The following is a 17,904-nucleotide window of genomic DNA, read 5'->3' as shown; positions in this document are numbered from 1 at the left end:
AAAAGAAAGCAAAGAACAAACAAAAGTTACTGTAAAACAAGATCCGCCAACAGGTGAATCCCATGAAGAGGAGAAGGTACTCCCGTTTAATACGCTTGTAAAAGGAAATCTGATTACTCCTGATCAAACAGATGTTTATACGTTTAATGTTACAGATCCAAAAGAAGTAGATATTTCTGTGGTAAATGAACAAAATATTGGGATGACATGGGTACTTTATCATGAATCAGACATGCAAAATTATGTAGCTTGTGGTGAAGATGAAGGAAATACTATAAAGGGGAAATTCGAAGCGAAACCAGGCAAATATTATTTAAATGTTTATAAATTCGATGATAAGAATGGTGAATATTCATTATTTGTAAAATAAATTCATATCCGATATGTATAAATGCTTTTCAAAAAACAGTTATTGTAATTAAAAAGGACAGTTGAATGAAATAAGACCGTTCCTAATTATAGGAACGGTTATAAACTTATCATGTGCTGGAGGTCAATCCGAATGGCATGGAATACCTTCTCTAAACAGTATAGACATGAAAATTAACGAGTATACGTAATGATGGCAAACAACAAAACGAAACGGTTACGCTATATAAAAGCGTAACCGTTTCGTTTTGTGATAGTGGCTCATTTATTAGAGAGGTAAACTTTTAGTTTAGAAAACAGCAAATTGTGGCTGGATGGCATGTTCAATTTAGATGTGATTTTGTGTAAATAAAAGTAATTTGTCCATAGCAAACATCTTTAATTAACTTCCATGTTCAGAAGGATAAAAAGTAGAAGATTCACATGGTGAAACAAGATACTTCCTAGTTTGCGTTAATGACTCGGAGGGTATTTTTTCTCTATTCTAGACATTGTGTTGTCTTTAAATTAAGTTTAATCAAATTAATACTAAATAATCTTGATAAACAATCATAGAAAAGAGCGTGTTTTGAAAAAGGTAAATCAAAACACGCTCTTAATATTTTCAGTTGGTTTATTCTTTTATAAAAAGTTTAATCATTTCCTATCTGCATTACTATACTATTAGACTCTTTTCTTTAATAAATCTAATAGTTAATGTGCAGAATTCAAGTGCTTATAAGGAATACTTAGCTAACTGTTCACCCCAAGATGATAATTCAGTTTCAATAAATCCTGCTTTTTTATATACAAATTTAGCTGTAAGGTTTTCAGGAGCATATCCAATCATTATTATAGAAATGTTTGCGTTATTATTTCTTCTTATCTCATCAATTACCAGATGTATAGCTTGTTTACCTATACCTTGCCCTTGAAATTTTTCATCAATCATAAGTCTATAAATCCAATAATTATTATCATCAGGATCTATCCCAAACATAGTAAATCCTATCATTTTTTCATCAAGATAAATACCGTTTGCATAGAAGTTATCTAGAAATTGAACTTCTGCGATAGAATAAAGGTTGGATGCAATAAATGTTTGTTGTTCTTCTGTAACAGCTAGTTTAATCGCTTCTTCCCAATTACTTTTGTCAATAGCTTTTAAATAAATCTTATTCAATCTGATACTCTCCTTCCAATATTGAAGAGGAAACACGTAGTTTATGGGCTAGTGATACGTTATCCTCTTGATTTTTTGCCCAATCAAATAGAAATATTTTCTCATCGACAACGCCTCCTTAAAGGTACAAATTAAAACACATTATTATAATAAATATAATTATATTCTGCCTGCTATAAATTATTTTCCTGTTGAAAAAATCCTATTTCTCTACCTAATTTATCTAAGATATATGATACCAAATATCGGGAGAATTTCTTTGAAAACAATTGTATTTCATCTTGAATCAAAGCTTCAGGAGTTTTACTCAATGGTGCAAAACGGTACGACTTTGTTTAAAATTTCCAGAAATATATATCAAAGTAAAAGGTCCATGTATGTACCTATATCTTGCTATTGATTAGAAAGGAAATACAAGCAGTCTTTTTATGTTTTGGAAATTGTGTTATAACAGTTTTTGGTGATTCATCTTGTCCTATAGTAATTGAATGGTTGAAAAAAGAAAAGAGCATACCTAGTGGTATGCGACTTAGACAACAAAAGCACTTGAATAAAATAGTAGAACAAGATTAGCACTTAATGCTATGGTTAAAATATTTTGACAAATTTATATTCATTCTTTTTGGAGTAGAAGCCATACATATGGTTAAAAAGAACAGGTGAATTATGGGATTAGTCTGTCCAAAATCAGAAAGAATTTATCCATTAATTATTTGAACTCGCAGTATAAGATACAATTCCGTTAGGAATCTATGCGTTTTATTCTCTTTTTGTACCAGAATCATCTGTATAAGTTCTATGTCACTATAAAAATAAAACTATTATCTTTATTAATAATAATGGTAATTTTTAAACTAGAAATTTTAGTATTGCGTATTAAAATTCCTCTATTAATATGTTTAAAGCTTTTGACTTAATTCTTTCATATTCCATAGCTCCAGCAAGTTCATCAGCAAGTAAAGGCGACTTTCTAACATATCTTTCGCGAATTACATCATACAATTCGTATGGAAATAACATATCAATGAACATAATTTTCTTCTGCTCAGGTGTTAAGGGAGAAACTGACTCATATGCGTTAATCATAATTTGAAATTGGTTTTCATCCCAAACACCAGTTGTATCTAATAGAGGAATAATCATTTTACGCAAGTCTCGAATAGGTAGATCGTAAGAAACTGTATCTAAATCAATTACCCAAATTTGATTACTTAAATCTAATAAGGAATTTCCTGTTCCATAATCTTGATGACATAAATTGGGGGATGTTTGTAATTCTTCAGTCCATTTAGTATATTCAGATTCCAATAGTCTTTGGTGTGTTTGTTTTGCTTCTAAAATAAACGAATCACTTTCAGCCAAGTATAGCTGTGAAAATGGGTCATCTGGCATAGTTGCGGCTAAAGTTTTCCAAATCTCCATCTGTTGAAACCTTTTAATGTAATGATTGGGCCAACGTCCTAGTTTTGTAAATATAGGTATGCCTGGAGGAGGCTTATAGCCAATAGAGGCTACATGGAAATCTGCTAACCCTTTCATAATCATTTCAAGATCTTCATGCATTGTAAGTTCAAATGGTCTTCCCTCAATCCAATCATAAACAACAAATAAAAATGGACCGTGCTTTGTATACAACTGATTCATTTTGCTTGGGATTATGCTCGGAACACGCATGCCTTTGTTGGCTAGATAATCTTGAGCGTGAATGGAAAATAGAGCTTTTTTTTCGGGGCGATGAATCCTCTTTAAACAAAATGGTCCATCTGCAGTATGAATTTTCCACACTAAGGCCAGTTGTCCACCTTGTATTAATTCGATTGTAGTCGCTTGAATATCCCAATGTTGAATCATTGTCCCTGCCAATTCAACCAATTTTTGTTCCTCTTCGGGCGATAATGTATATACCGCTTCTTTATTGTTATTCTCCACATATATCACCATCCTTTTATGCTTTCTTATTACTGTATGGTACATGACCATTTTTGTTCTAGCCATTTGCCTTTAAGAAGAAAAAGTACTATTGACTAAATTTCATAATAAAGGATGAAAAAATGGCTGAAAAATCACAAACACAAAGTTTTTTTCGTAACATATGAAGAAGTTGTATTTTTATGAAACAGGGAGGCGTTTTAATGAAAATAGCAATAATTTCGACTGAAAAGCTACCTGTACCAGCTGTACGAGGTGGAGCTATTCAAATTTATATAGATTCTGTTGCTTCCATTATTGCTTCAAATGGGAAAAATGTGACAGTTATTTCTATAACAGATCCAAATTTGAAACCAGAAGAAAAAAACAAAGGTGTAAGGTATATAAGGTTTCCAGAAGAAGAATATCTCGATTATGTTATTAAACATCTGAAACAGGAAAAATATGATGTGGTTCATTTATGCAATCGTCCAAATTGGATTACCATTTTACGTAAGGCAGCACCACAGACGAAATTTGTGTTAAGTGTGCATAATGAAATGTTTGCATATGAAAAGATAAGTGATAAAGAGGGAGAAGCATGTATTGCAGCTGTTTCAAAAATTGTAACAGTTAGTGATTATATAGGAAGAACAATTACCTCGCGATTTCAAGCTGCAAAAGCAAAGACAAGAACAGTATATTCTGGTGTAGATGTAAACGAGTATTATCCTTCGTGGACCGTGAACGGTACAAAAGTTAAAAATCATGTGCAAAATCAGTTGAATTTACAAAATAAAAAAATAGTTTTATTTGTTGGACGCTTAAGTAAAGTAAAAGGTCCTCATATTTTGCTACAAGCTCTTCCTAAAATAATTGAGGAGAATCCAGACATTGTAATGGTTTTTATTGGTTCAAAATGGTTTGGGGATAACAATGTAAATAATTATGTAAAACACTTATATACCTTGGGTGCGATGTTTCCAGAACATGTAGTCTTTATTAAATTTGTTAAGCCAAAGGATATTTCAACACTTTATGCTATGTCAGATATTTTTGTTTGCTCTTCACAGTGGCAAGAACCTCTTGCTAGGGTACATTACGAAGCAATGGCAGCAGGTTTACCAATAATTACGAGTAATCGAGGTGGTAATCCTGAAGTAATTGAAGAAGGGAAAAATGGATATATTGTCAATGATTTTGAAAACCCTGATGCATATGCAGAAAAAATAATTAATCTTTTAAATAACGAAAATAAAAGAAAACAGTTAGGGAAATATGGACGTACTAAGGTCGAAAAAGAATTTAATTGGAACCGAGTTGCTAAGGATTTAATGAAAGTGTATGGGGAAATTTTATAAATTTTAAGAAGGGGGCGATGAAAGGTGGAAGAAACAACTCGATTAGAGAGTGAACATTTAAAAAAGGTCCTTAGCCTTTATCCATTTGAAATAAGTAATATTTATTTACAATCAAGCAGAAGTGGGAGAACAATGTGGGAAGTTGAAACAGAAGAGGGATTAAAAATATTAAAACAAGCACAAATGCACCCAAAAAGGATGCTATTTATTGCTGGAGCACATTTACATCTTCTTCAAAATGGGTTGCCAATCACAAAAATTCATAAAACAAAAAGAGGGGGCTTTTGTATTGGATCTAATGAGTATGCGTATGTACTATATGATAAGCATCAAGGGAAAGAAGTCATTTATTATAATAAAGAACAATTAGAGAAGGTACTAATATATGCAGGTAAATTCCATCGAGCATCGGAAGGATATATTCCTATGGAAGAAAGTAAAATTCGGAGTCGATTAGGGAAGTGGCATAAATTATACAGATGGAAATTACAAGAATTAGAAGGGAACAAAAGAATTGCGCTTTCCTTTCCAAATGATGTATTTTCAACTATGTTTTTAGAGTATGTTGATAAAATGTTAGAACGTGGAAAGAGAGCATTACAAGAACTAAATGATCCATATTATGACCAATGGACAAAAGAAGTTATTGCATCTAATAGTTTTTGTCAACAAGATTTTACCTTAGCGAGATTTACAGAAATAGATGATGCTATGTTTATGAAAGAGTTACATTCTATTACAAGTGATTTACCAGTGAGGGACCTACGTATTATCTTAAATAAAGTAATGAAAAAAATGTCAGTTTGGGATACTAATTTAGCTATTCATATGTTGAGTGCATATAATTCAGAAAATTCTTTTTCAGAAAAACAATTTCGTGTTCTTTGGACTGATTTATCGTTTCCTCACTTATTCTGTTCAATTGCACATAAATACTATTTAGGACAAAAGCGTTCTTGGTCTGACGAAAAGTATATTTGGGCACTGCAAAATATCATTGCACTTGAAGACTCTAAGGAAGAATTTTTACAAAATTTCTCTGATATTTATCACGAAATCAAGTGCAATAGTGGGGGGAAATAAAATGAGTTCAGAACAAGAAGAAATAGTAATCCCTATTTTAGATTTAGAGAAATTTGTGTTTTCTCCACCAGGGCCAATGGGATGGGAATTGGCAGAGTATGAGCAGCAAAAAAATATTGTACTAAATGAATCCTCTGTGCTAGAGAGCTTAGCAATTATTAAGGAAGTGGAATTAGAGGAGTTACCGAAAATCGGATTGCTAGATTTAGAAGAGAAGTCACCACCAAAAACTACAATGATTGATGAAATTCAAGATAAAGAGATTCAAGATGTAATAGAGCTGGAAGAACAAAGTGAGGAATTAAATGAAGTCGTTTTAACGCAAATAGAAAAGCCAAAAATAAAAGTCACTATTATTACTCCGGATCATCCATTAAAAGGTCCATGGGTATCAAAATGGGTAAATAAAGCTAGGGAGAACGATTAATGAAATTTCCGCAAATATATTAATCTTTTTATACTTCTTCAACATAGTATATATAAATCTATATGGAAGGAGTTAGGTAAATGGCTGATGTGAAAAGAGCAAAAATAAAACTAGATGTTGAGAATGGCTTTAGTGTTAATCCTGGCGATGATTTACAAGAAGTTCTAAAAGCTCTAGCTGAAGTAATACAATCAGGCACGCATAATGGTGTAGAGGTTGAAATTCAATATTTTGATGAAACAGAAGTTACTTTTACGGACGAAGAAGAAGAAGACGAAGAGGACGAAGACTACGAAGAGGACGAAGAAGAGGACGAAGAAGACGAAGAAGAAGAAGAGGACGACGAAGAAGACGAAGAAGAAGAAGAAGAAGAAGACGAAGAAGAGGACGAAGAAGAAGAAGACGAAGAGGACGAAGACTACGAAGAGGACGAAGAAGAGGACGAAGAAGACGAAGAAGAAGAAGAAGAAGAGGACGACGAAGACGACGAAGAAGAAGAAGAAGAAGAAGAAGAAGACGAAGAAGAGGAAGAAGACGAAGAAGACGAAGAAGACGAAGAAGACGAAGAAGACGAAGAAGACGAAGAAGACGAAGAAGAGGAAGAAGACGAAGAAGACGAAGAAGACGAAGAAGAGGAAGAAGACGAAGAAGACGAAGAAGACGAAGAAGAGGAAGAAGACGAAGAAGACGAAGAAGACGATGAGGAGGGTGAAGAAGAAGACGCATAAAATAATTAATACTTAAAAACGCTTGGTTTCCTCAAGCGTTTTTTGCTCTCTACATATTTAATAGGTAAGAATATGAACTTCTAAATATAGGAAGAAGTTAACTAGGCATTAGCCTATATTTTTATTTTATAGTACAGAAATTTCACAAGGAAACAAGATGTAATCCATATTAATCGATAAGGTATACAAATTTGCATTTGGCCGAATCAAGGATAAAAAACCTTAATTGCGAGAACAATTATTTACAGTCATTTTGTATTTAATTGTTTCCTTGCCATATTAAATCATCTCGTTAAAGAAACAGGAAAAAGATTAACGCAGCATTCTTACTCCATCGAGTTCCCCCTATAAAAAAACTTTGTACGGAAAGAAAAATGGATTTGTATCAAAAAAATTTAATTCTATCTACGTTTAAATTTCGTGGATCTTAATTAAAGTGGATAATAATGATATTTTAAATGATTTGAATTTTGAGAGGGCGTAATAAGTTTTTAGAAGGTTGATTTGTGGATTCTGCGACTTGTTTATATACCTGATCAAGTTTTGTCGCTGTATGTTTAAATGTAAAGTTTTCTTCCACAACCTTTCTACCGTTCTCAGCAATCCATTGGGCAAATTCTCGTTGAGATAACAAAGCATTGACAAGTCTGGCAAACTCTAATGGGTTATTATATTGTTCTATTAGGCATCCGTTATATTCATCTGTTATAACTTCAGCATTTCCCCCACGGTTTGTTGTAATAATTGGGATTCCAGCTGCCATTGCTTCATAATGAACACGTGCCAATGGTTCGTTCCATTGTGAGCTACATATAAATATATCCCCCATTAGAAAAATATTATGAATTTGATCTGCTGGAATAAATTTGGTGAAAATTACGTGTTCTTTAATTGGCCTAGCCATTTTATATAGTCTTTTAACATATTTATTTACTCGGTTATCACTAAACCATTTACCACCAACAATTACAAGTACCGTATCCTTATGTGTTTGAATAATTTTCTTCATAGCATGAATGAGTAAGTCAGGTCCTTTATTTTTGCATAATCGGCCAACAAATAGTATCACCTTTTTATTTTGTATGCCATATTTTTTCCGAAATGCATTTCTTATCTTTTGTCCTGTTGGTGTCCAGATGGAGGGAGATTGTTTTAAATTAACACCAGAGTAGACAATTGAAATCTTTTCTTCAGCTTGTGGAAATCTTTCAATCACAGTTTGTTTAATATAGTTACTAACGGTCACAATGGCGGTAACCATTTCAATAATAATATTGCCTTCATAAATGGATAGTTTATGCTCAGCAAACATATCGTTATGAAGACCTAATACAAATTTACTGTGTGGAGAAGCTTGTTTATATAGCGGTATATTTTTAGGGCGATTAAAGACATGTATAATATCAAAGGTATTGGTTTGGAGTGTTCTTATAACATGCTGTTCATATTCTTTTTGAGGAAAATACAAGTAATTGACATTATCTTGTGTTTTTTGATTTGGAAGACCTGGATCTGAAATAGAGAAAATAGTAAGTTCATAATCTTGACTTATATAGGGGGACACCCCATCAATCATCATTTGAATTGCTCCACCCTTAATTGCCGGAGAGGGTAATTTTTCTGTACATATATATGCAATTTTCATAAACTAATCTCCTTTGTATAGTTGTTTTATATAATGAAATTCTGCTTCCAATCCATCGGATAGAGAAACTGTAGGAGAATATTGTAGTAATGTACTGGCCTTAGATATATCTGCCCATGTTTGCTTCGGTTCCCCAGGAACTGATTTTAGAAATTTTTTGGTTGCTGATTTCCCTGATATTTTTTCTAACATAGAAATGATGTCTAAAATGGAAGCTTGTTCTTTTCCACCGATATTGATAACTTCACCTAGTATACTTTTTTTTGTTTCTAAAGCGGCCACCGTTCCTCGTATACAGTCATCGATATAGGTAAAATCACGTGTTTGTGTTCCATCACCAAATATTGTGAGAGGTTTATCTTCTAGCAGTTGTTTAATTAATCTATGAAATGCCATATCAGGACGCTGTTTTGGCCCATAAACTGTGAAATATCTTAAAATAACAATTGGTATGTGAAAATTTTTTTGATAAACATGACATAAGTGTTCACCACTTAATTTGGTAACACCGTATGGAGATAGGGGGGTAGGTAATAAATCTTCAGAAACTGCGCCAGATTTTTCACCATAAACAGAAGATGTTGATATATGAATAAATTTATCTAATTTTATGTGTTTACAGGCTTCAAGCAACTGCTGTGTAACCATTATATTATTTGAAACATAAGACTGAAAATCTTTTCCCCAACTTGTTCTCACACCAGGAATAGCAGCTAGATGATAAACAACATCTATATCCTGTAATAGTTTTGATAAATCTGTATTTAAAATATCTTCTTGTATGAATTGAAAACGTGAATTCAATTTGAGAGACTGTATATTATCTGTCTTTAAAGTGGCTGGAGTAGGACCGATGAAATAATCAATTCCCACTACATGATATGCACTATTTTTAAGTAACGCTTGACACAAATGTGAACCAATGAAACCAGCGGCTCCTGTTACAAGTATTTTCATGACCGACCCACTCCAATATATTGTAATCCGTATTTTTCTATTTCATCTTTTTCAATGCAATTGCGTCCATCTACGATTGTGCATCCCCTCATAACTTGTTTGACTAGTTTCCAATTAAGTGTTTTAAATTCATCCCATTCCGTTGCGATAATAATGCAATCAGAACTTGTGATTGAAGATTCTAGGTTATTATGCTGTGTAACTTGTCTTTTTAAATGTGGAGGAAGAAGAGCTTTTGGGTCATAAGCATGTAGATCATAGCCAAGAGGAATCAATTTTTCAAGGAGTAATACGGCAAGAGAGCTACGAATATCATCAGTATTTGGCTTAAAGGCAATTCCTAACACCGTGATTTTTTTTGAAAAGGGCTCTTTTATAGCTTTTCGGATTTTTTCAACATAGAGATTTATTTGTGTGGAGTTAATGGATTGTACAGCTTGTAAAATAGGAACTGCTACGTGCCTATTATTTGCTGTATAGATGAGTGAATGTAAATCTTTTGGGAAACATGATCCTCCATATCCCATTCCCGCTTGAAGAAAATGAGGGTTAATTCGAAAGTCATGACCAATTCCTTTTGCCACCTCAACAATGTCAATATTATATGCATCACAAATCCGAGCGATTTCATTTATAAATGATATTTTTGTAGCTAAAAATGCATTGGATGTATATTTAATCATCTCTGCTTCATTTAGACCAGTACAAACGAAAGGAGCACTAATTCCTTTATATATCTTCTGCATAATTTTTAACGACTTTGTGTCACCTTTTTGGATTCCTATAATAGTTCTATCTGGGATGAGCATATCACGAACAGCAGAACCTTCACGAAGAAATTCAGGATTAGAAACAATATTGAATAGGGATGATGAAACCCCAGATTTAATAAGCTTTTCACATATTTGTTGATTTGTACCTGGTGGAACTGTACTTTTGGTAATAATAGTTTTATACGATGTTATAGCTGGAACTAGTAGATCGATAACAGAATAAATATATTTTAAATCCGTCTTTCCACTGGGTGTGGAAGGAGTCCCTACTGCAATAAAAATAATGGGCGATTGTCGAATAGTACTATCAATATCACAACTGAATTGTAATCGTTTTCGATTTTTATGAATAAGTTCTTTTAAATCAGGTTCATAAATGGGGCATTCTCCCTTTTGAAGAGAGTAAATTTTATCTTGATTTTTATCTACGCATATAACATCATGACCTAAGTCTGCTAATACTGCTGCTGATGTAATACCAACATAACCAGAGCCTATAATACATATATTCATATGCTAATCACCTTTCTAAACTTAGTACTAGTTGTAACAGTATATTGATGGACAAGTTGGATTGGTGACAAGTAAAAGGGCCTATTCATATAAGCAATAAAAGTAGGCAGAAGGTAAAGGCCTCTTTTGATTTCGTTATGCGCAGGTACAGAGGGTGCTGAATACATTGTTATAAACAATTGAAGGAGAGAGATTAGTGATTAAAAAAGCAATTATTCCAGCAGCTGGTTACGGCACGAGGAGCCTTCCAATTACAAAGGTAATTCCAAAAGAAATGTTTCCTATAGGGAATAAACCGGCGATTCATTATATTGTGGAAGAGGCTGTGAAATCGGGTGTTGAGCAAATATTAATTGTCCTTTCTAGCAGAAAGGATTTAATAGTTGATTACTTTGATCAATCATTAGAATTGGAAGCTTTTTTGGAAAAAGAGAAAAAATCTCATCTGTTAAAAGAGCTTACTGTCCCTGAGATTCAAATTCATTATATAAGACAGCCATATGCGAAAGGACTTGGTGAAGCGATAAAATTAGGTGAAACATTTATTGGTAATGAACCTTTTGCTGTACTCTTACCAGATGATATTGTAGTTTCGGATAAAGAAACCGCTTTAAGCCAGTTAATTAAAATTTATGAAGATAAGAAAAATAGTGTTATAGGCATTCATAGGGTACCAAATGAATGTGTAGAAAAGTATGGTATTATTGAAGGCAATATTGTAAAAGAAGATTGTATAGATGTTACAAATATTATTGAAAAACCAAAAGTAAACCCTCCATCTAATCTTGCAGTAATTGGTAGATATGTTTTCACACCGGATATCTTTCCATTATTAAAAAAGCTTCAACCTGGTGTTGGGGGGGAATATCAATTAACAGATGCGATACATTCTTTAATTATGACTAAAAAGGTATATGGAAAAATGATTGAAGGGAAACGATTTGATATTGGACAAGAAGATGAATATATGCAGCTTCTTAACCTTTTATATGCAAAAAATAATGTAAGTAAGGATTGATTTATAGAAAAGGATTTAACAAATATCCATTTTAGATTAACAAGCAATTCCTGAAGATTTGATAAAACATATGTAAAAGTTAAGGGCGAAAGAGGAATATTTATGTCGTACCTCTGAGACAGTAGGGAGTGGGGGAAAACCGACTTTTACTAATAAAAAAGAAAAAATCATATGACTACAGAGGATTTTTTTGTCTATCGGTCTTTTCGTATTTCTTAGCTTCATGCAATTACAATAGGGCAGAATGCGCATTAATTTATTGTAATTGGAAATACAAAAAAGAGAAAAGATAACAGACGGCATCTCAATTAGCTAAATAAAATACCTAAATTACAGTACGAGTTTCATAAGACTCTTTTTAGGTTTTATATGTCCAAAGAGTTGTGCAGGAGATAAGGAAAGCATCCATAACGAATGCTTTTTTCTTTGTTATATAAAAACTACACATTAACCGGTTTTAATGGATATATTAGTTTTAGTTGAGGAGAATCATCATATAATGATACTGAACGGTTTCCAATATGTTCCCCTATATTTTTTAAAAGAGAGCACTTATTGGGAGAGTGCTCTCTTTTGTTCTCGCTTTTTGGTAAGGACAAGCATATATTGAATTGAAAGACAGGTTTATAGGTTTGTAACTTATTTTAATTTCAATGCTCATTGAAAAATATTTCTCACATTACGAGAGTCCCTACTGGCGCAGGTGCTTTCTTTTTACTGAAAAAAACGAACATTTGAGTAGGTAATACTTATGTGAACTACCCGCCACTTAACGTCTTAAAGCACTGTTTGAAGTGTGGCATCTGGGTTAATCATTAATTTTGATAGCTAACGAATTTGTAATAAGGCAGTCGAGGTAACGTGTTTTGTCTTCTAAGTCAATAACAAAATTCTTCAATATATTTTAGTAAAACAAACGAAAATTCTCCCATTGTACAGTGCCTTTTTTATCTTGATTTAGCTCTAAAGAAAATGACTACAGCTTGTATTTATATTAAAAGTTTTAATTATAAAATATAAAGTGTTCATTTTAACAAAGTAGTTATTTAGTAAGCGGAAAAATAGGAGTGCCTGATGAGCACTCCATGACCAAATGACAACACCTATAAAAGTGTATGAGTGGTTTAACTAAATATGTTTTTTATTTTTATATTTTAAATAAAATCCTTTTCAAAAATGAAAGAGCGCCCTGGAGAGTGCTCTTTCACCTAAACAAACATTGAAAAAGAATACACGACATTGTATGCGTATTTCTTTCATTTTGGTGTAGTTTTTAAATAAAATAAGCACTTTTCAAAGCGCTCTTTGATCAAGATTTATATAGAAAAAAGGTGCACTCCAAGGGGGTGAGAATCGAGAAGTATGACTATGTTGGAAGTAAAGTTATTGCAATTGTCGATTCTATAATATTAACTTTTAGGAATTTTAATGGTATAACTAATTATTGATTATATTTATATATAATTTTAAGGAAATTCAACAAAAACGTTACTTTGTACGTCAAGGTAGTCGGTGCAATTAACTAACGGCTTGATGAAAAAAGAAGCCCTGCATGAAATGTTACAGTGCTTCACTAGATTGAGTTATGTCATACTCACAACGAGTTTTAACATGGATATAGGGATAAATAAATTGGGGAATGTGTCCAATTGCTCTGTAGCGATTATTTTAAACATAAACGCTATTTGGTATGTAATTAGAAGAGCACTTAGGAAAGTGCCCTTTTGTAAAGAATATTGAATCTAAAAAGAGAGGATACAATATATCATATGTAGTTATGTTTGTTTAATTGTGTGTCTTTTATATAAAAATTTAATTTTGTCATAAATAAAAAGGGGGTCTTTTTTACAACCCCTCCAATAAAACAGAGCGCTTTTTTCAGAAATGGACTATGAAATAGTCTGAGAAAGATTTTAGGATAGAACCTCATCTTTATAATTCAAGTGACAATCTTAATTTATAAAAATGTAGCTAGCAAAACCTAATTGTTTATTCAAAACGTGACAATCTAGATGTACAGATATAATATGACCAAGAAAAGGAAGGACCACACTAATTCTTAATCAGGGAAAACCTTCTAAATTATTTAGAAGTATGGATTTAGCGATATAATAGTAGACTAGGATTCTAAGGAGTTTGTTGGGTTACAATTAGCAGATATGCTAATTGTGATAACAGGGAGTTATATTTCTAAACTTGCATTTGCAGTTCGTTATGATAAATCGGAATCAGAAAAATCTAACCACCTTGAGGCAGGAGTCTTCTGGGCTAAAATGGTAAAGTTCAGAGCATGCTCTGAACAGTCAGCGTTATAGAGGTATAACAGACGACATTCATTTTAAAATCATATAATCGGAGTCACTTTTATCTTTATTGTTGAAATACAAAAATAAACAGGGTCAGTAAAATAATAGATAAAACTTTTCTGTATAATCTTTAAAAACACATCTTATCAAGGTTTATTTGGAATACGTATTTTTAACAACATACAAAATACCAAGCATGTAGCCAACAAGATCGGAAGGTCATAGGGTACCATACCTTAGCTTAATAGGGCATGTGATGCGCCCCCTACTTAACCTTTCTGCATAATTTTTCATAGCTAAATTTTATATTTATTAATATTTAAAGGGCAACCTTTATAATCAAATATACATATCGAATGATATAATTAATTATTCTGAATCCTTTTGATAAATACGTTATAGCGGCAACCTTTTATTACCTAATGTGTTAATATATTTATATATGATTTATAAAATATATTTGATAGGGGTGGAAATATGATTAAACTCAAGAAATTATCTACATTATTACTTGCAAGCGCTTTATTGATACTACCTACAAGTGCAAGTGCAGCAAATCTGTATGGTGTTGTGAGTAATAAATGGGATGGAATTGGCACTATCCAGGAAGCTGTAGGTATCGATGGGGATACTATTTTTGTTGGAAATTCTACTGATTTAGCTGTATTAAGCACTGAATCTGGTGGATCAATGGTTTCACATGAAAAGAACAAACCTTCTTTTCCTACAAAGGGCATTGCAAAAACATCTGATGGTAACTTTTTTATTGCGGGTACATCAGGAAAATGGAAAGTTGTAGATTCATCTGCAGGTTTAGTTGAACAAGGGCAACTATCGGACAAACGTAATCCGAGATTTGTTAAGAAACTATTGGATGGAAGGCTTTTATTAGTTTACGATAAAGGTTATTATGCTATCCTTGATGGTGATTCTTATGGCGTAACACGAACAGGAAAATGGCCAAATGATTGGAATATTAACGATTCAATTCAGTTATGTGGACACCTGATCTTGATGGTAGGTGATAAAGGGAAATATCAAGTCATGTCACTAACAAATGGAAACGTCATCAACTTTGGGGATTGGGGATCAACAAAACATGATATTACGTCAATTGACAGACTTTCTGATGGTACTATAATAGCTGTTGGAGAGGGTGCAAAATTCGCCCTTTTTAATAAAGAAGGGGAAAAGATTGAGAGTTCAGAACTGACTGATCAAGAAAGTAAAAATTATAAATGGAATAAAGTGGTGGCCCTCAAGGATAAACATGCAATAGTAATTAGTTCCACTGGTCAGATGCTTTTGGTTCAGATTGATGGAAATAATAAAATTTCTGTTAAAGCAAAAACAAAATTAAATAATTATACTTCTAACGGCACTGTAGTAAAAATTAAAGATAATCAAGTATTCGTTACCCTTGCTAGTGGTCGATATATGGTTTATCAAGCAGATTTATAAAAATTCGAATTTAATAGTAAAACATTTGAAATACAACAACTGTATTATTTATATAATTTAATTAAAACATAAAAATAACCAGGGGGATTATTTTGAAAAAAATATACTTATTTGTTGGTTTTTTGATGGGGATTATAGTATTTAATTTGGATGGTATTAAAGTTGAAGCTGCTGAGTTAAATGTAGAACAAATAAAACATTTAGAGTCTTTAGGTTTCACTAAAGAAGAAATTTCGGACATGCCTGAAATGGAAATAATGAAAAACTTAGAAATTGATGGCCAAGTTGTAGCTACCAAAGAAAAGTTTATTAAAGTTACTGAAAATGGAGTTAATAATTCAAGTAAAGAAATTGAAATTGATAAGAACACGTATTTAAATGAAGTTCAACTAGAAGAAGCAAAAAGAGTACAAAAAAGCAATGGTGTGGCAAAACTTTCTAGCGATACGAATACCACATCTTATAAAAAGGTTACAACTAATATTGTCTCTTTAAAAGCAAAACAAAAGTACAGGGTAAAAACTTCCATAGAATGGAGTGTTATGCCTAGTAATAGAAAAATAGATGTTATAGGTACAGGTGTTAACAGTTCTTTTTGGGCTCCTTCTCCAGGATCACAATACGGACAACAAAAATGGAAGCTAAAGTATGATTGTAATAAAACTAAATCTAAGAATGCAACTTATACGAAGGACAGTAACAAATGGTCAAAGGGACCTTCTGGCTATGCTTTAAATATTGATTTACCTAATGATGTTACTAAATCCTACGCTTGTTATAACGAAAAAGTACTAACTTTATCCGCATTCTCTTATTATACAGTTGAGAAATTAGCAGCTACTACTCAGATAGATGCTTATGGTAAGTACTTGCATCAAGAAACAACATTCCAAGTTTCTCCGTCTATATCGTTTTCACCTCTTACGTTTGGAGTTTCAGCTAGTCAATCTGATAAATTTACAGAAACTACTACACATGCACAAGTGAAATTCTAAAAACTTTTAAAAAGATTAGCAACTGCTATATTGCAAGGAATAAGAGATGTTGCTCTTATGTAAAATAAAATAAAAGTAGCATGAAAATCTAGTTAACTTTCTGAACAAAATTTTAGTAACGCTTCAACTAATTTAATTTGAAACAAAACTAAATAGTAAATAACTAAAAAAGAGAGCCATGCTCTCTTTTTTAGTCCTCAGTAAAACCTTATTAAATGTGGAGTTTAACTAAAATGTAATTTAATTCTACATGAGTAACAAAAGATATTCATGAAGGATATACTTTCTTGTCTAAATTGTTTAGAGATTCATGTCTTTGTACACTTTTGAAAAAGTGTACAAAGACATGAAAGTAGAAACTTATTTTATAGTGTAAAATGCTCTACCATCTACAGAAACAGTCCAACTAGTACTTATTATCCTGTCCACACATCGAGATAAGAGAATGGATGCTTCTTTAAACAGGGATACTAAAGTGAATACTTTTTAAAGAAACTTTTTTGCAGTGTAGTTAGAGATTTATAGATTTCAAAAAGGTATTGTGCCGTTGTTTATTTTAGTCGCCCGATTAACTTTGAAATTATTACAAGTTTGTTAAATCATTATTGCCCATACGGCTTAGTGGTCAATGTGATCTATAGCATAACTATTTTCTACATTCGTCTCATTTGTAAGATGACGTCGGCACATTATACAAACATCTATATCTTAATGATATACAGCTCTTTTTACCCACTTATCTGTTGGTCAAGCTTTAATTACTAATAAAAGTAGATTTCAACACAATAGCCACTTATTGTTAATAAAAATGTATCACTTTCAAATGGGAATGTATTTTTATTTTAGAAAACATTATCCATTTGCCAATAAAAAATAAAAATTTGAAGGAACTAATAATAAATGAAAAGAAAATAGATGTGTTAGATTCAATTACTATGAGTAAAAACATATTTCACCAATTGATAAAGAATTTTATGATTCTAACTAAGCTAATCAAGGCTAACTTATTTTCTCCTAATTTTAGCCTTCATCTTAATTAAAACCGCTTATATAGATAAACATTCTTATTTTGGTAGTTATTTTTTAAGTTTCAATGTACTTGTACCATACTCACATAAAGAAAAGTTTATTTGAATTGAAGTTCATGTAGGATTTCCCCCTATTTTCTAAAATATAAGTGTAATTTCTTTAATAATCT

The 17,904-nt window shown here is 32.1% G+C and carries 13 protein-coding genes and 1 pseudogene; 9 read left to right on the top strand and 5 right to left on the bottom strand.

Translation table 11 applies throughout. From position 1 onward, the window contains the following. Positions 1-370 (top strand): PPC domain-containing protein (locus ACZDYH_RS27890; RefSeq protein WP_474887704.1); only part of this gene is annotated, 370 nt, incomplete at its 5' end. A gap of 714 nt (positions 371-1,084) precedes the next feature. Here the strand turns inward: ACZDYH_RS27890 and ACZDYH_RS27885 are convergent. Next, a complete protein-coding gene (locus tag ACZDYH_RS27885; RefSeq protein WP_434714905.1) occupies positions 1,085-1,531 on the bottom strand; it encodes a GNAT family N-acetyltransferase in 447 nt (148 codons plus the stop codon). Positions 1,532-1,878: 347 nt separating this feature from the next. Here ACZDYH_RS27885 and ACZDYH_RS27880 point away from each other — a divergent pair. Next, positions 1,879-2,207 (top strand): annotated as a pseudogene (locus tag ACZDYH_RS27880) (IS6 family transposase); the annotation flags it as partial. Positions 2,208-2,407: 200 nt separating this feature from the next. On the opposite strand, the gene ACZDYH_RS27875 reads toward ACZDYH_RS27880, so the two are convergent. After that, positions 2,408-3,511, bottom strand: coding sequence for a CotS family spore coat protein (locus tag ACZDYH_RS27875; RefSeq protein ID WP_434715077.1), 1,104 nt, complete (start codon positions 3,509-3,511; stop codon positions 2,408-2,410). A 152-nt stretch (positions 3,512-3,663) separates the two neighbouring features. Between ACZDYH_RS27875 and ACZDYH_RS27870 the strand changes: the two genes are divergently transcribed. The 4 genes from ACZDYH_RS27870 (at position 3,664) to ACZDYH_RS27855 (ending at position 7,038) form a co-directional block, all read left to right on the top strand. Further along, positions 3,664-4,800, top strand: a complete 1,137-nt coding sequence (locus ACZDYH_RS27870; RefSeq protein WP_434714906.1) for a glycosyltransferase family 4 protein — start codon at positions 3,664-3,666, stop codon at positions 4,798-4,800. Positions 4,801-4,824: 24 nt separating this feature from the next. Beyond that, positions 4,825-5,883: a spore coat putative kinase CotS gene (cotS, locus tag ACZDYH_RS27865; RefSeq protein ID WP_434714908.1), complete on the top strand. Its 1,059-nt coding sequence runs from the start codon at positions 4,825-4,827 to the stop codon at positions 5,881-5,883. 1 nt (position 5,884) lies between these two features. Continuing rightward, on the top strand, positions 5,885-6,310 hold the full coding sequence (locus ACZDYH_RS27860; RefSeq protein WP_065705581.1) for a hypothetical protein: 426 nt from the start codon (positions 5,885-5,887) through the stop codon (positions 6,308-6,310). An 80-nt stretch (positions 6,311-6,390) separates the two neighbouring features. Then, the gene (locus ACZDYH_RS27855) at positions 6,391-7,038 is read left to right on the top strand and encodes an AAA family ATPase (protein WP_474887701.1); all 648 of its coding nucleotides are present in this window, start codon (positions 6,391-6,393) and stop codon (positions 7,036-7,038) included. Between the two features lie 454 nt (positions 7,039-7,492). On the opposite strand, the gene ACZDYH_RS27850 is transcribed toward ACZDYH_RS27855, so the two are convergent. Genes ACZDYH_RS27850 through ACZDYH_RS27840 form a run of 3 tightly spaced genes read right to left on the bottom strand, consistent with a single transcriptional unit; the run spans position 7,493 to position 10,926 of the window. After that, positions 7,493-8,683 carry a glycosyltransferase family 4 protein gene (locus ACZDYH_RS27850; protein ID WP_149214556.1) on the bottom strand — a complete coding sequence of 397 codons (1,191 nt, stop codon included), beginning with the start codon at positions 8,681-8,683 and terminating at the stop codon, positions 7,493-7,495. Positions 8,684-8,686: 3 nt separating this feature from the next. Next, on the bottom strand, positions 8,687-9,640 hold the full coding sequence (locus tag ACZDYH_RS27845; RefSeq protein ID WP_098198960.1) for an NAD-dependent epimerase/dehydratase family protein: 954 nt from the start codon (positions 9,638-9,640) through the stop codon (positions 8,687-8,689). Next, a complete protein-coding gene (locus tag ACZDYH_RS27840; protein ID WP_434714913.1) occupies positions 9,637-10,926 on the bottom strand; it encodes a UDP-glucose dehydrogenase family protein in 1,290 nt (429 codons plus the stop codon). Before ACZDYH_RS27840 ends, ACZDYH_RS27845 begins: the two co-directional genes overlap by 4 nt. Before the next feature lie 196 nt (positions 10,927-11,122). Between ACZDYH_RS27840 and ACZDYH_RS27835 the strand changes: the two genes are divergently transcribed. From ACZDYH_RS27835 to ACZDYH_RS27825, 3 genes are all read left to right on the top strand, one after another. After that, entirely contained in the window at positions 11,123-11,944 is an 822-nt protein-coding gene (locus ACZDYH_RS27835; RefSeq protein ID WP_149214553.1) for a UTP--glucose-1-phosphate uridylyltransferase, read from the top strand. A gap of 2,783 nt (positions 11,945-14,727) precedes the next feature. Then, positions 14,728-15,711, top strand: a complete 984-nt coding sequence (locus ACZDYH_RS27830) for a hypothetical protein (protein WP_434714914.1) — start codon at positions 14,728-14,730, stop codon at positions 15,709-15,711. A 92-nt stretch (positions 15,712-15,803) separates the two neighbouring features. Continuing rightward, positions 15,804-16,706, top strand: coding sequence for a hypothetical protein (locus ACZDYH_RS27825; protein WP_434714915.1), 903 nt, complete (start codon positions 15,804-15,806; stop codon positions 16,704-16,706). Positions 16,707-17,904 lie beyond the last annotated feature (1,198 nt).

The sequence above is a fragment of the Bacillus sp. EB V-12 genome (genome assembly GCF_056158125.1).
Note: the sequence above shows the minus strand (reverse complement) of the source record. Positions and strands in the feature narration are given on the sequence as shown.